At 47.9% G+C, this 15,927-nt stretch carries 13 protein-coding genes; 7 read left to right on the top strand and 6 right to left on the bottom strand.

Annotated elements, in window-relative coordinates; all coding sequences use genetic code 11:
- Nucleotides 1-105: 105 nt before the first annotated feature.
- From ABD744_RS11265 to ABD744_RS11255, 3 genes are all read right to left on the bottom strand, one after another.
- A complete protein-coding gene (locus ABD744_RS11265) occupies nt 106-792 on the bottom strand; it encodes a ZrgA family zinc uptake protein (RefSeq protein WP_344798552.1) in 687 nt (228 codons plus the stop codon).
- A 102-nt stretch (nt 793-894) separates the two neighbouring features.
- Nucleotides 895-1,371, bottom strand: a complete 477-nt coding sequence (locus tag ABD744_RS11260; RefSeq protein WP_344798550.1) for a transcription elongation factor GreAB — start codon at nt 1,369-1,371, stop codon at nt 895-897.
- 132 nt (nt 1,372-1,503) lie between these two features.
- A complete protein-coding gene (locus ABD744_RS11255; RefSeq protein WP_344798548.1) occupies nt 1,504-2,277 on the bottom strand; it encodes a ferredoxin--NADP reductase in 774 nt (257 codons plus the stop codon).
- A gap of 128 nt (nt 2,278-2,405) precedes the next feature.
- On the opposite strand from ABD744_RS11255, the gene ABD744_RS11250 reads away from it, so the two are divergent.
- Nucleotides 2,406-3,293, top strand: coding sequence for a LysR family transcriptional regulator (locus tag ABD744_RS11250; RefSeq protein ID WP_344798546.1), 888 nt, complete (start codon nt 2,406-2,408; stop codon nt 3,291-3,293).
- A 113-nt stretch (nt 3,294-3,406) separates the two neighbouring features.
- On the top strand, nt 3,407-4,006 hold the full coding sequence (locus tag ABD744_RS11245; RefSeq protein WP_344798544.1) for an SCO family protein: 600 nt from the start codon (nt 3,407-3,409) through the stop codon (nt 4,004-4,006).
- A 14-nt stretch (nt 4,007-4,020) separates the two neighbouring features.
- On the opposite strand, the gene ABD744_RS11240 is transcribed toward ABD744_RS11245, so the two are convergent.
- Nucleotides 4,021-5,262: a methyl-accepting chemotaxis protein gene (locus ABD744_RS11240; RefSeq protein ID WP_344798542.1), complete on the bottom strand. Its 1,242-nt coding sequence runs from the start codon at nt 5,260-5,262 to the stop codon at nt 4,021-4,023.
- Between the two features lie 233 nt (nt 5,263-5,495).
- Between ABD744_RS11240 and ABD744_RS11235 the strand changes: the two genes are divergently transcribed.
- From ABD744_RS11235 to ABD744_RS11220, 4 genes are all read left to right on the top strand, one after another.
- Nucleotides 5,496-5,693: a (2Fe-2S)-binding protein gene (locus ABD744_RS11235; RefSeq protein WP_344798540.1), complete on the top strand. Its 198-nt coding sequence runs from the start codon at nt 5,496-5,498 to the stop codon at nt 5,691-5,693.
- 302 nt (nt 5,694-5,995) lie between these two features.
- Nucleotides 5,996-8,323, top strand: coding sequence for a methyl-accepting chemotaxis protein (locus ABD744_RS11230; protein WP_344798538.1), 2,328 nt, complete (start codon nt 5,996-5,998; stop codon nt 8,321-8,323).
- Between the two features lie 160 nt (nt 8,324-8,483).
- Nucleotides 8,484-10,175 carry a thioredoxin domain-containing protein gene (locus ABD744_RS11225; RefSeq protein WP_344798536.1) on the top strand — a complete coding sequence of 564 codons (1,692 nt, stop codon included), beginning with the start codon at nt 8,484-8,486 and terminating at the stop codon, nt 10,173-10,175.
- 100 nt (nt 10,176-10,275) lie between these two features.
- Complete coding sequence (locus ABD744_RS11220; protein WP_344798534.1) at nt 10,276-10,806, top strand: HD domain-containing protein; 531 nt, start codon at nt 10,276-10,278, stop codon at nt 10,804-10,806.
- A gap of 163 nt (nt 10,807-10,969) precedes the next feature.
- Here ABD744_RS11220 and ABD744_RS11215 read toward each other — a convergent pair whose 3' ends face one another.
- On the bottom strand, nt 10,970-11,941 hold the full coding sequence (locus ABD744_RS11215; RefSeq protein ID WP_344798533.1) for an SGNH/GDSL hydrolase family protein: 972 nt from the start codon (nt 11,939-11,941) through the stop codon (nt 10,970-10,972).
- A gap of 253 nt (nt 11,942-12,194) precedes the next feature.
- On the opposite strand from ABD744_RS11215, the gene ABD744_RS11210 reads away from it, so the two are divergent.
- Entirely contained in the window at nt 12,195-15,122 is a 2,928-nt protein-coding gene (locus ABD744_RS11210) for a DUF748 domain-containing protein (protein WP_344798531.1), read from the top strand.
- A gap of 40 nt (nt 15,123-15,162) precedes the next feature.
- Here the strand turns inward: ABD744_RS11210 and ABD744_RS11205 are convergent, their stop codons facing one another.
- Nucleotides 15,163-15,903 (bottom strand): substrate-binding periplasmic protein, encoded by a 741-nt coding sequence (locus ABD744_RS11205; RefSeq protein WP_344798529.1) that lies wholly within the window; start codon nt 15,901-15,903, stop codon nt 15,163-15,165.
- Between the last annotated feature and the right edge of the window lie 24 nt (nt 15,904-15,927).

Here is a 15,927-nt window from a genome sequence, read left to right as displayed (position 1 = left end):
ATGAAAACTTCTTCATGCTTACGACGACAGGCAGAAACTATGCTTGAATCATGACATTAATATGACAAGACCGCCGATCTCAACCATCGGCGCCTGGTTTATTCGTTAAAACGACATAACGGATTGCTTTGGTGTCAGCTCGGCTTTCTGAACCGCTGTTTCACCGAACCAATTTACGTCCACTTCTTGTAAGCTAGATGATACGTCAAACAGTTTCAGTTCAAAGCCGGACAACTTCTCCGGTTGTTCGCAATGAAAATGGTACGTCATTTCAAACTCACTGTGACCTTCATGACCTTCATGACCTTCATGACCTTCATGACCTTCATGACCTTCATGACCTTCATGACCTTCATGACCTTCATGACCTTCATGACCTTCATGATGATCGTGTCCATCATGGTCAGAAAGCAAAGCACTTTCGACGCTGGCTTTTTCTAAACGGCACTCCGCTTGTGGCGTAAATACAATGACATCAGACGCGCTTAAAAGTGCCGATTCAATTTTCTCGATCAACGCCTTTTGCTGTTTATTTTCCGGTTGATGCTCGAACCCGACCATGTCCATGGCCGGAACTTCCAACGCCACTTCCACTTCATTGCCTTCCTGAGCGACATTCATCACCGCGTGACCATGTTCATGGGCATCGTGCTGGCGTTGCTCAGCCATGGCCGAGCCACTCATTCCAGCCAACACAACCGTGAAAGCACCTAACCTTTTTCGAAACACTTCTTTTTTATCGTTGACAAAAAATGATCGATTTTCTTCTGTACTTACTTTTTGATATTTCATTGGTCACTCTACTGAATAAATGCAACATTTCAGAAATGTTATAACATTACATTTTTACAATAAAGTGACTTTTCAAAATAAAGAACAAAAATAATTGAAAAATTAATGAACAGAAATAACGACGACTTGTTCATTCTGATCAGGAAACAACACCTCATCGCCTTCATAAAGCCCTAATAACTTTTTCGCTAATGGCGCTTCAGGGGTAACCAGCATGATGTCTTCACCTGCCACCTTCAGCTGCATACCGCCTGCCATCGGGCCAATAAAAAATTGCTTCTGAGTGTGATCCTGATATTCAACCGTCACCAGCGCAGTGACCCGAACCGGCGTATCTTCATCAAACTGCGCCATCGGTAGGTTTCGATAACTCTGAATGGCTTCCTGAAATTCTGCCACGCGCATGGACTGCCCATGCGCCAGATAGGAGGCTTCTAAACCCACGGTATCGTACTGGGTTTCAGCAATGCTTTCTTCATGGGTTGCCAGATCTCTGGCTTCGTTGGCAGCATGGATCGCCAACCGAAGTTCTTCTTCCAGATTATTAAGAATGGCTTGTCGTATAAGTTCTTTATTCATCGGCAAAGTGTATCACCGACACCTGATAGTTGAAGAGAAATATCAAGCGAAAACAAAATTCCAAAAAAAACGGCCTGAAGATCCACTTTCAAGCCGCAAACACAGTAATGACAGAAACAATATCAATATTGATTACTTTTCAACGAACGCACGCTCAATCACGTAATGACCTAACTCACCACCGCGTGTTTCTTTGAAACCGCGCGCATCCAACATTTGGGTCAACTCTTCCAGCATTGCCGGACTGCCGCACAACATGAAACGATCGTGCTCCGGATCTATTTCAGGCAACCCTAAATCCTCAAAAATCTTACCATTGTCAATCAAGTCGGTAAGACGCCCCTGATTACGGAATTCTTCTCTGGTCACGGTCGGATAATATTTCAGTTTATCCTTCACAAACTCGCCAAAATATTCATTATTTGGCAGCTCGTTGGAGATCATGTCCTGATACGCCAACTCAGAGACATAGCGCACGCCATGAGTCAGGATGACGTTATCGAACTGATCATAAATCTCGTGATCCTTGATGATACTTAAAAATGGTGCCAGGCCGGTGCCCGTGCTCAGCAACCAAAGGTTTCTGCCGGGCAACAGATTATCCGAAATCAAGGTGCCTACCGGCTTGGTGCCCACCAGAATTTCATCACCGACAGCAAGATTTTGAAGACGGGAAGTCAACGGTCCGTCCGGCACCTTGATACTGAAAAACTCCATTTCTTCTTCATAATTAGCACTGGCAATACTGTAAGCACGAAGCAAAGGTTTATCTTCTACTTCCAAACCAATCATCGTAAAAAAGCCGTTTTTAAAACGCATGCCCTGATCTCGGGTGGTTTTAAAGCTGAACAATGTATCGTTCCAATGATGAACACTGGTAACCGTTTCCCGAACTAATTTACTCACTGTTGTGCTCCTAAGTGAATTTCATATCTTGCGTTAGACTTGGTTTTAACTGTATGCTTCAACCCTAAATCTGTAAAACAGATAATTTTTATTTAGATAATCGCTTTTATCAATAATGGTTTTTCATCATGAGATTTACTTTCAGACAACTCGAAGTATTTTTGGCCGCTGCTCACTTTCAGAACATCACCAAAGCAGCAGACAGTTTGGCCATGTCCCAGTCGGCCGCCAGCAGTGCGCTGAAAGACATTGAATCCCAGTTTGATCTGCCTTTATTCGACCGAATCGGCAAACGGTTACAACTTAATGAGCAAGGTCGATTAATACGCCCGAAAGCGGAACAGTTATTGGAACAAGCCAAAGAGCTGGAGCGCATCATGGCGCAACACAAAGACGCTGGCCATTTAAAAGTAGGGGCGACCTTGACCATAGGTAACTATCTGGCCGTCGCCACCATGGCCGAAATGATGCAGGAACAACCCGACGCCGAAGTCACCCTCAGCGTCGCCAATACCTCCGAAATCGGCCAAAAAGTACTTAATTTTGAAATCGATATCGGCCTGATCGAGGGGGAATTACAGCATCAGGATCTGGATCTCATTCCTTGGCGGGACGATGAATTGGTGGTTTTTTGTGCGCCCAGCCACCCACTGGCCGACCAATTGCAAACCACTGACCGGCAGTTAAAAGAAGCTGAGTGGATCTTACGCGAGAGCGGTTCAGGCACCAGACAAGCGTTTGACCGGGCAATGCACGGCATCTTACCGGAAATTCAGGTAAAGCTGGAGTTGGAGCACACCGAAGCAATTAAACGAGCCGTCGAAGCCGGTTTAGGCGTGGGCTGTTTATCACGAGTGGTATTAGAAGACGCTTTTAAACGAGGCAGTTTAATTCCTCTTCCTGTACCGCACAGAGACTTTCACCGAAAGTTCTATTTTGTTTTGCATAAACAGAAATACCGGAGCGCAGGCATCGAACGCTGGATGGAACTTTGCCGCCTGTCCAATAAGAAATAGTCACCACTCAAAAAGCCAATCACGGCAAGCCCGCCTAAACGACTTTCCTGACCCGAATTATGTGCTTAACTTAACTCAAAGGAAGCACATAGATCTCAACAGGGAGAGTCACCATGAACACAAACCGCACTTTAGGCCTCATTACCGCCGGATTGGTTTTAACCGCTTTGGTTTTGGCCACCATCCGATTCACCACAGCCCCTAAAGCAATGACGGTTCCTGAAAACCTCTACGGTCAGGTCACCCCTTTTCAGTTGCCTTCAGTCACCATGGAAAGCGACCAAGGTAAAGCCGTTCAATGGCAGGACTTTGACGATACGCCGCTCTTTTTAACCACCGGGTTTACCTCTTGCGAATACACCTGCCCGATGACCATGGCCTTTTATCAAAAACTGGCTAAGAAAGTAAATAACGACGCCCGACTCGCGTTTTTAACCGTTGACCCGGACACAGATACACCGGCTCAGTTAAACCACTATCTAAAAAGCTACGGGCAAGAATTTGTGGGTTTAAGAGTGCAACAGAAACAACAACTGGAAACCGTCATGAACTCGCTCAAACAAACCTACGCTCTGGCTGGGGCAAGTAAAAACATCGGTCACCAAAGCTACATTTACCTGAAACACCCAAAACTTAAAGGGCTGATCGTTTATACCGCCGACCAGCCCAACGTCTCATTAATGCAGCAGGATCTGAAAAAGTTAAGCCTGTAAACCGTACAACCGCGCTAGTTCAACGAAAACTGATTCATTTTGGCGTTCATCCCTTCGGCAAGCGCTACCAAACGCTTGGCTTGCAGGTGAACGTCCTTGGCGGCATGGACTGTATTGGCTGCAATCTCCTCAATGTCCGTGACGCTGCCGAACACACTTTCGGTATTCGTGGCCTGCCCGTGGGCTTCTTCTTCAATGTCCTTATTACTGCTCGCTAACTGAGTCACCGATTCTGCAATTTGAGAGAAAGAGTCCTGCGCCAAATCAGCATGTTCCACCGACTCGCCAACGTGCTGCTGGGATTGCTCCATCGCCACCACGACCTCGTTGGTTAATTCCGCAAACTTGGCCAGAATATCCCCGATCTTATCCGTCGCTTCATGCGTCTTACTGGCCAGACTTCTGACTTCATCGGCTACCACCGCAAATCCTCTGCCCTGCTCTCCGGCCCTGGCCGCTTCGATGGCAGCATTCAGCGCCAATAAGTTGGTTTGTTCTGAAATGCTTCGAATGACTTCGACAAAACCACTGATACTGGCACTGTCTTCCGCCAACCGATTGATCTGTTTTGAGTTTCTTTCAACGTCACCTGCAATGACTTTGGTGGCAGAAATAATCGCTTCAATCGACGAACGACCTTCCGATAAGACCTTCCGGGCGTTATCAGAAATGGATTTAGCCTGCTGGGCACTGGCCAACACCTGGTCGGAAGAGGATTTTAAAATTTCCACTTCCTGTTTGACCTGAGAACTGGAAGTCTTCTGGGAGCTTAAAGATTGGCAGGCACCTTCCGTTTTGGTAATAAAGCTCTGGGCCACGTCATTCACTTCAGAGCTGGTGGCCTGCACGCCGGACACAATGGCATGAAACGTGGTCTGCATGTGATTAAAGCTGGAGGTCATCTGGCCAATTTCATCACTGCAATCCTGTTTGACCTGCAAAGTCAGATCCCCACTGCGCGCCGACTGCTCCATTGCTTTCATTAACGCCTGAACGTGAGTGTGGACAAACGAAATCAGAACCTGAGATGAAAATAACACCAGACACATCAATACAAACACCCAAACCGCATAGCCGATGGCCTGGCTTGCGAAGTATCCCCAAAAAGCGTCTGAGCCAAACGATTCTGTAGGGTTCAACTGCTTGAAGCTATTGGTAATGGCATACAAAGATAAAATACACATACTGATGAAAGAAAAGCCATTCACCATCCAGAATTTAAACCTTAAGGGCATATCCAAGATCATTCGGTACATTACAATCCGTCCTGTTTATTTGTATTCAGTGCCAATATTCAGTTTTTAGCAGGAATCAACAGACCGTTTATCGACCAATCATCGAAAAACCTTACTTTTTGATCAACAAATAGTCGTAGCAATTTATTCAATGCCATTCGTCGCCTCAAATAAAAACGCGTTTGATAATATTTATCATTTAGAATAATATTCACTTATCGACTAAATAGTTTTCTGTAATGAGGTTTTCATCTATGTTCGTTTGTCTTTGCAACCAAGTGACAACTCGCGATATTGAGCAGGTAATGGCTGAAAAATCTATGTCTTTCGAACAAGTTCAAGAAGAACTCGGTGTCGCTAACTGCTGTGGCCAATGCGAAGACTTTGCCCGTAACCTTGTGGATGAAAATAACGCCAAGCTCTCCGACGACATGTTTTACGCTGCGGCCTAAACCAGACAACGCACCTCATATTCCTTCTTTTGTTCATTGGCTCACCCTCGATTGTGAGCCAATGAAACACACTTAACACCTCAAGAACCCCGTCAATCCGTTAAACTCTGAACGACCGTTCATCGGCATTTTTTTATTTCATCCCTGCTTTTTCTTTGTATTTCCTATGCTTACTTAAAGAACAAGGAAGTCTGTCCGATATACATATCACCTTGGAAGATATTTGGGCTCAAGAGCTGAGTCTTTCAATAACAAATGATTGAGCCAAGGTGTTGTAACTCAGATCGAAAGGTATTCTTGTTATGCGTCTTGCCACCAAACTCATTACTGGCGCAACCATTCTGGCATTGGTTCCCGTCCTTATTTCAAACATATTAATCGAGCGTGCTGCGTCGAATACCAGCCACCAGGCTTTGCAAGAAGCCTCCAAGCGCCACCTGATGAGCGTTCGGGACACCACCAAAAACCACATCACCGAATACCTGCAAAACATGGAACACCTGATTCTCACGCTTTCCCATAACCAAACCACCGCTCAGGCCGCCCGGAATTTTGGAGAAGCTTTTCGTGATCACGGCCCGGAAACCGGCAATTTCGATGTGGATAAAAACCGCCAAGCCGTTTCAGGCTTCTATAAGTCCGATTTTCAAAATAAATATCAGTCTCTGAATTCCGGGGACAGCGCCCCTGTGGATCAATGGATCGGCCAGCTATCCGACAAAGCGCTTGAGTTCCAAAGCATCTTCATTGCCAATAACCCGAATCCCATTGGCAACAAACACCTGCTGGTCGACCTGAAAGATTACTCCCGCTACGAGCAATACCATGAAAGCTATCACCCTAATATGGTGGAATATCTGGAAGCCTTTGGCTTTTATGACATATTCATTGTTCACCCGACCAATGGCACCATTGTTTATTCTGTTTTTAAAGAAGTGGATTTCGGCACATCGCTGCTGGAAGGGCCATTTAAAGACTCTGGCATTGCCGATGTCTACCGGATGGTCAAAGGAACAACGGATAAGAACTTCACCGCCATTACCGACTTTGCACCGTATCCTCCGTCTTACCAAGCACCCGCATCCTTCCTGGCGTCGCCTATCTTTGATGGCGATGACAACGTGGGCGTACTGATTTTTCAGCTGCCTCTGGACAAAATTAACGAAATCATGACCCACCACCAGCACTGGGTGGACATAGGGTTAGGTGATTCAGGTGAAACTTACCTGATCGGATCTGATTCAAAACTTCGCAGCGAAACTCGGTTCCTGATTGAAGACAAATCCCTGTATTTGACTGCTCTCAATGATGCAGGAGTTGACCAAGGCACCATCAACAACATCAACGCCAAAGATTCAGGTGTCGGTATTCATGCCATCACCAGTGACAGTGCCCAAGCCGGGCTGGCAGGCCAAACCGGTTATCAAATCATTAAGGACTACCGGAACGTCGATGTTATCTCGGCATATGCACCCGTTAAATTTCTGAACCTGAACTGGGCCATCATCGCTGAAATAGACAAAGCAGAAGCGTTTGCCAGTGCCGACGCCGTTTCCAATCAAATCATCAAAAGCGCCATCATCGTCATCCTTGTGGTGGCGATTGTCGCCATTGCCTGCAGCTATTTATTTTCACAAACCATCAGTCGCCCAATCATCCGTTTAAAAAACCATTTACAACACGTGGGCGAAAATTCCGACCTGACCTTAACCCTGGACGCTTCCGGCAAAGACGAAGTGGCCGACATTACCAGAACCTTTAGCGCCATGGTTTCTCAATTCAGGGATAGCCTGATTAAAGTTGCTGAAGCCTCCGAGCAATTGGGCAAAGCCTCCAATGAAACGCTGGAAATCACCGCCAGCACCGCCAAACGGGTTCAGCAACAACTCGGGGAAAGTGAGCAAGTCGCCACCGCCATGAATGAACAAACTTACGCAGTGCAGGAAGTGGCCACCCACACATCGGATGCCTCTAACGCCGCCAATGACGCCAATGACGCCACCATCAATGGTCAAAAAGATGTGCAGGCCTTAATTCACACCATCGAAAGCTTGTCCAATCGCTTGTCCGAAGCGGGAGAAGTAACCGACCGGCTCGCCAAGGAAAGCGAACAAATCAATACCGTGGTTGATGTCATTCAAAGTATTGCAGAGCAAACCAATCTGTTAGCCCTCAACGCTGCCATCGAAGCAGCCCGTGCCGGTGAACAAGGTCGTGGCTTTGCCGTGGTGGCCGATGAAGTACGCTCGCTTGCCGGTAAAACGCACGACTCCACTCAGGAAATCAATCAAATGGTAGAGGCCTTGCAGAAAGGGTCGAGAGACACTGTGGCGGCGATTGAAGCCAGCCTCAACGAAGTCAAAGAAGCGGTGGTAAAAGCCGGTGACGCAGGAAAATCTCTGGAGAACATTACCTCATCGGTGGATCAGATCAATCACATGAACCAACAAATTGCCACCGCAGCGGAAGAACAAATATCGGTTTCAAAAGAGATCAACGATAACATCACCCGCATCGCAGAAATGGCGGAGCTCACCGATCAGGATGCCAATAAAACCGCCGATTCCACCCGAACCCTCTCCGACCTGGCCATTCAGTTGTCTAAGTTAATTGCCAAGTTCAAGATTTAACCATGACATAGCTGAAACACTCGCTCAGGCAGTGCCAACTGCCTGTGCCTCAGTCCCTATTGCCCACCCGGTATTTGCTGCGACTGCTATAGTGAATTCAGCATAAAAGAATTGAACACTCGACCACAAAATAACAATAAAAATTCCTTCGAGATCGGTTATGAAGACACCTTTAAAAAATGGCGGGAATCGGCTACCCATAGTTATTCCGTCGATCCTTATGTACTCACTGATGATCACGCTGACGGGTTGCAAATCGGAGGTCGTTCCTCACGATGAACAAGTCCAGCTCAACACTTCGCCAGCAGAAGAAGCCTCCATCAGTTCTGATTCCAATGGCAGGCATGTTAGTGAGATACAAACAAATAAAACCGTGGTGGCCATCGTCAACGACTACCCCATACAACAAGCGGACGTTGATCAGAAAATCCGGCTACAATTACACGACTTGGAGTGGCAAAAATATCAGTTACGCCGACAAGCCTTATCGGCTTTAATTACTGAAACCATCGACGACGATACTCGCTCGACGCCCGCCACGACAGACGAGCAAGCCGACGTCAGTATTTTGCTCAAGCCTCCGATTCCACCTAAAGTCACCTTACCGGACAATAAATTACCGCCTCAAAATGAAGGCACAACGCCGCTCACGGTGTCGGTATTTTGCAGTTTTCAGTCGCCTCACTGTGCCCGGATGCAACCTGTGTTTCGGGCGCTGGTGAACGCTTACCCACATCAGATATCGCTTCAGCATTACGACTACCCGTTGTCGTTTCATCGCAACGCCAGACCCGCCGCCAATGCCGCCCGTTGCGCAAATGAACAGAATAAATTCTGGTCATTCAGTTCGGCCCTATACGCTCGCCAGAACGACCTGAACAACGCAAGATATTTACTCATTGCCGACCAACTTGGGATGAACCATCAAGACTTCCGGCAATGCATCGAAGGTTTAAATTATCGCCATGATATTGAACAGGACGTTGCCACCGGCGAGGCACTGGGCCTCAGCAACGCCCCCGTAACCTTCATCAATGGCCTGTACATCAAAGGCCCGGCCGATTTAAATACACTCAGGTTTTACGCTGATCATGCACTTCAAACCTTGCCAGCAGACACCGCCCGTCATCATTCATCACTCATCAAGCATTCTTCACCCATTAAAAGTCAGCTGCCACTCAGGCTGCTGGCCATCAGCGTCTCGAATAAAAAGGACCAATCTTCGGTGGTGATGGAACATGTGAAATATCAGCAAAGTCGCCGCTTTTACCAAAACGACACCATTGATTTAGTGACCAACACAGAGATTCAATTAGTCGCCATTGAGCCCAAACGCATCATCATAAATCACCAGGGCCGTCTTGAGTTTCTGATGCTTTCCGGCCAATCGGACTTGTCCAAAGGGCCTTCTCACGTCGAAGGCGACAACGCAGTGAAATCTTCGCCAGACCATGACTCAGTACGAACAAACTCATCAAACCAAACCGCCTCACAAACCGACGGCCCAACCTTCAATGAAGGGCACCGCGAATTACCCAGAACAGCCATCACACCACTATCAAGGGATTGGTTGGATCAACAATTGGTGAATCAGAGCCAACTGGAACAACATTTTCAGCCAGCGGAACATCAGGTCGAAGGCCAGCATTTGCTGAAATTGGAGCAAGTTGCGCAACAGGAGTTTTACCAAACCCTCGGTTTACAAGACGGAGATGTGGTGTTGAGAGTCAACGACAAGTGGCTGCACGACAGTCAGAATACGCTATGGGACACCCTCAGCCAGCAAAATGAAATTACGGTGCAATTAATGCGTCAGGGCTTGCCCGTACGTTTAGACTACGCTGTAGAGTAGCAACCCAGAAAAGGGCGTTTTCCCAATTCATAAAAGGCAGACTTCTATTTGCCAAACGCCCGCCCCTCTTCGATAGTTAATAGGAACGAGGGGCCTTTGAATGATCAAATTTTCAGAAACCATCGAAAGCGTCATCAAACCTTACCAAGGGTTATTGGGCAAAGATTTTGTGGGTTATCGCAACCATCTTTATCGCTTGGTTAACTTGTGTGATGCGATCAAAACGCTGACCGACACCGAGTTTGAAAAGATTGCCATTGCGTCCGTGTTTCATGATTTGGCGATCTGGACTGACCATACCGCCGACTACGTTGGCCCGTCGGAACAACTGGCCAAGAACTACCTGAAAAGCATCGACTTCCCCGAGTGGGAAGAAGACGTTTGTAAAATCATCCGTGAACATCATAAAGTCACCGCTTGCGACCCGAACCTGTCGCTGGCGGAAGTGTTTCGGCGTGCCGACTGGATTGATGTAACCTTAGGGTTTCGCACCTTTGGAGTCCCCCGCAAACAGATTAACTGGATTCTCCGAGAATTCCCCGACGCCGGGTTCCATCCGTTTCTGGCCCAATTCATTCGCAGCCAGGCCTTCAAACACCCATTTAACCCATTGCCTATGTTGAAGTGGTGACCAGTTCAACGCCTCAAACCGGCGAGTAAACGGAACAAAATAAGCGCCCTTCAGAAAGCTGTGACTAACATTCATTGTTTTCACATGCCGACTGATGAGCGCGTCTTCGGGCTGAGCACGATACCTTCATTATGGTGACGGGAACGTCACTCGTGTTTGATCATTACTTACTCGGGTTACTCATCCACAAAATATCAGAGACTAAGTTCTGACCTTTAATGCTCGGATGGAAGCAATCACCGCCGTCTATTTCGCTGGCACCGAATGAACGCGTACCGGCGGAAAGCGTGTCTTCGTCCACATAATCTGCCACCACTTCAATGCCACGCGGGTTCTGTCCTGCCGAGTTCACGTTGTAGGCTTCCGCTTCTTCACGCAGAATTTCGTTATAACGTTGTTGCGCGGCAGAAACGCCAGCATAGCGCTGGGCGTGGTTTTCACCATTGTAGTTACCGCCGGCGGTGGCGATTTCACACACATTAAACGTCGACCACAAGCTTTCGCAGTTCACTTTTCTGGATTGGCTCTGCTTCTCCAACCCTGCGGCTCTCAGGTCCTGAACTCGGGGCACACTGCCTAAGTGCACCGAAGAACCCGCAGGCAAATCCGCCACCAACACGTCTAGTCCGGCGCGCACCGATTCTCGCCATTGGCCATCGGTATACAGTGGATCATTGCAATTTGCCGGATAGGTACAACCCCGATTGCAGATGTCGTTGCCGCCAAGCTCTACCGTCACATGATCCGGTTTGGTGGTCATGGCGACGATCTGCTGCGCCTGAGTGGCAAAATTGTTGTCACCACCGCGCAACTCCGAACCGGAAGCGGCTGCCGCTTTAGTAGAATTCACGCCGGAACTCATAGCATCCCACTTATCGTCCATACTGTTAACCTGACTGGACGAACCGTTGAACCAACTGTGCTCCGGCTGGTCGCCGCCCAACAGACAGAATAAATCCCAGAACCAGACATTGCCGGTACAGTCGGCGGCAAAACCCATGGTAATGCTGTCTCCCACCACGGCCGCTTTATCTGGCACCTCAGCCTGAGAGATTTGAGAAGATAGAGAGAGTGTTGCCACTAACATGGCGAACAGAGAATGCTTGGCAAGCCAAGACTTTGGTGTAGTTTTCATCATTTACCTCGAATGTGCTGTATGTAATTATTTTTTTGATCAGCCCATTTCCCAGTCTAGAACCCGATTTTCACCGCTATGTTTGCATGTCTGCCTTTTTTTGTTGATTAGCGTCAGTTATGACTGATCAAAAGTCATACAGGACTGTTGTCGGTTTGATTAATATTTCATCAACATCAGCAATCTCCACTGGCATCATTGATGAATCTGTATAGACTAGCCATGTAGATCTTTTCGGAAGGAAAACACACTCATGGAAGCCCGCACCAGCCGCTCGACATTCAGTTTCAAATCCCACCCTGTTTTGTTTTCTGTGCTGGGATTCTATGTCCTCTATTTATTCATCGCCGGCTTACTGCTACCACACTACCTGAAAAGCCAAATTCCACAGTGGGTTGGACAATTACCCAAACTGAGCGCGGAAGTGGCCTCGGTCAGCTTTAACCCGTTTTTGCTGCGACTCACCATCAACGATCTCCGCATTTCAGAACCCGCCAGCTCGCAGCAAACCAGCTCAGCTCAAGCGGAAAAGCAGCCACTGTCACAGCTTGCCGGTTTTACCCAAGTCACCGCCGATTTGCAGTTGTCCTCCTTATTTCGTCAGGCGGCAGTGTTGTCTGAGGTGATCATCACCGAGCCATATGGCCGACTCACCAAAGATCAACAAGGGGCCTTTTTGTGGCAAACCTGGCCGGACAAGGCCGAGCAACCTGACAATGCACCAGCAAGCAAGCCTTTTCCTCTGATCATCGAACATTTAGCAATTACCCAAGGTGCGTTTGATTTTGAAGACTTCAGCCGAAAGACGCCGTATCAGACCACGCTGGGACCGATTGACCTGACCTTAACTAACCTATCCACCCTGCCGGAAGATGAAGGCAACTATCAGCTGAACATTGCGGTGAAGCAGGGCGAGGAAACGGCTGAATTCAGTTGGAAAGGCCTGATCGCTTTGGACCCTTTCTACAGTGAAGGCCGTTTGACGTTGGAAAGCTTGTCACTCAATTCAGTATGGGATTACATCAAAGACGATGTATTTTTTGAAATTCAGCAAGGTAAATTGTCTCTGGGTTTTGATTATCAAATCCAAAAAGATCAACAGTTCGAGTTGGCGCTTCAAAACGGCGAAACCGAAATTAACAACCTGATCATTTCAGAAAAAGGTCAAAGCACACCGCTAATCACGCTAAACCATCAAGCACTCACCGGTCTGTCGTTTAATCTTCAGGATCAGGCCCTGTTTATTGATGAACTCAAACACGACGGTTTGAACGTAGTTTTGAACCGAAACGCAGACGGTGAGCTGGAATTAATTCGGATTTTGTCTGAACGCCCGATCCAGCAAGCCACCAAAAAAGCCTCGGAACGTGCCAGCGGCAAAAGTGACTGGCAGGTGGCCATCAACCACACATCGCTGGTTGGCGGCCAGCTGACGATCACCGACCAAACCACAACACCTGCGGCCACATTTGAATTGTCCGACCTGGAATTGCAATTGACCAACGCATCAACGGACGCAGATCAAGTGTCCGAGCTGATGACCTCCATGATCACCAACCAAACCGGCAACCTGAAAATCAATGGCGAGCTGGCCTTACTTCAGCAACAGGGAAATCTGGAAATCGACTTAAAAAGTTTCCCCGTAGCCTCACTTCAGCCCTACCTGAATCAAGAAACGGAGTTGTCGATCGACAATGTACTGTTTGATGTGAATGGCCAGATCAAGCTCAAAAAAGGCGGCCACGCCTTTCACGGCTCCAGCCAAATACGCGACATTAAGTTAACCAACAAAGTACATAAACAAGCAATTCTGGCCGGAGACGGCATTTATCTGGAGAACATCGCGTTCAGTGAGTCGCAAAAATCACTGGCTATTGGGGAAATCCTGCTGGATCAAATGCTTTATCCACTGACCATTCTGGCACGCACCGACCAGGGCACCCGCACCAATTTGTCTGACCTGGTCAAGCCACCAGCTAGCGGTTCTTTACAAGACAGCACTTCACAAAACGGTACTTCACCGGCAAGCGAAGCCCCTATCACTGCACCCGCTGAAGAGCATGCCGACAACGACTGGCTGGTGGAAGTAGAGAAAGTTTCCCTTCGCAAAAATACCGTCCAGTTCAGTGACCGGGGACTACCAACACCGGTTTACTTTAATATCGAAAGCCTGAACGGCTCAGTCGATAAACTGTCCAGTAACAATTTAAGTCGCGCCGACGTCACCATATCAGGCGAGGTCAACGGCTATGCTCCGTTCAGAGCCGAAGGAAAAATTAATCCGCTCAGTGAAGAAGCCTACACCAACCTGGACGTCACCATGCAAGACGTGGCAATTTCCACCTTTTCACCCTACGCCAGCCACTTTCTGAATTACCCACTGACCCAGGGCAAGTTATCCACAGAACTGAAATACAAGCTGAACAACAAAGATCTGGTGGCCGATAATCACGTTTTCATTGATCAACTGGAATTAGGCAAGTACACCAAAAGTGAGGCCGGGCTAGGGCTGCCAATACCACTGGCGGTCAGCTTGTTGCAGGACAACAAAGGCGAGATAGACATTAATTTGCCGATTAAAGGCAACCTCAATGACCCCGATTTCCATTACGGCAGCGTCGTCATCAATGCCTTTGTCAACATTCTGACCAAAGCCATTACCTCGCCTTTCACCTTATTGGCCAATATCGCTGGCACCGATGAAGACCTCAGCGTGTTGATCTTCCAGCCAGCGCAATCTGCACTTACGCCAGAGGAAACCGCCAAGCTCGCCAGCATCGCTGAAGCCATGAACAAACGCGCTGCACTGAAACTCAGCATCACCGGTCAAACACTGACTCAGGATACCAGACAACTGCAAATCAACGCCTGGCAGCAACAATTAAGCAGAGACAATATTCAAGCCGACCCGGCGTCTCCTGAATACGCTCAGTACCTCGCTCAACAAACCAGCAAACCCTTGCCAACCAGTCCCGAGGCATTCAAGCGACTGGAACAAACACTCATTGAAGCCATGTCTGTGCAAGCATCGACTTTAACCGAAATTGCCCATCAGCGAGCAATCAACACCCGTAAGCAGTTGATTGAAGCTGGCATTGCGGAAAAACGTTTGTTTATTCGGGAAGCAAAACTGAACCAGTCCAACGATGTGTTGGAAGGCGTAACACTGGAAGTAAAATAACCACGTAGCAGCCTGGGATGATGGCGCGGATTACCACAGATCATTCATCCCAGTCTTTAATGCCGTATTTATCCAATAAGGTTTTGAGTTTGCCATTGATGCGCATCTCAATGATGCCTTTTGAAAAGTAATCTGCGTACTGCCGGGAAGATCGCTTTTCAGGCGAACAGGCAATGTAAATATAATCCGCCTGCTCCAGATCTCCGGCCGCCTGAATTTGATTCGACAGGCCAAGGTCTCTCAACTTGGCTTCCATCACCAAATCAAACGCCAGCACAGTATCAATAAACTTCCCCTTCAGCTTACCAATGTTCTGTCGCAACGCATTGTTGGCGTTGACGATCTGAACATTGGAATTCTTATGCTGATCAATGTAACGATCCATTTTATCGCCATAGGAATAGCTGCCAATGACCCCGAGCACCCTATGATCAAGTGAACCAAGACCGTCATACTGCCACTGGTCTTCTGCATCGACGTAAAATGTCGACTTAATTTTGCCCCAGGGTTCTTCGGCAAAGATAAAGTTCCTGGCTTCTACTTTATCCGTGCCCACCACACAATCAAACGCGCCTTTCTCCACCATTGCTAAACTGCCCAGCCAGGGCAGTACCTGATAGTCCACGGTATGACCATGCTCTTTTAAGATCATTTCGGCCAGCTCAATCATGTAACCGGGCCGATCCGAGTCGGGCTTGCCATTAAAAGGAAACCATTCATCCGCACGAATGGTAACGACCTCCGCCACCGCCACACTCAACCAACTGACACTGAGCAACAAGCCCAATATCCGGGTTACTGATCG

Origin of the sequence: Litoribacillus peritrichatus (genome assembly GCF_039537985.1) — a bacterium.
Classification (GTDB): domain Bacteria; phylum Pseudomonadota; class Gammaproteobacteria; order Pseudomonadales; family Litoribrevibacteraceae; genus Litoribacillus; species Litoribacillus peritrichatus.
The sequence above is the reverse complement of the archived record's forward strand: the minus strand, read 5'-3'. Positions and strand labels throughout refer to the sequence as shown.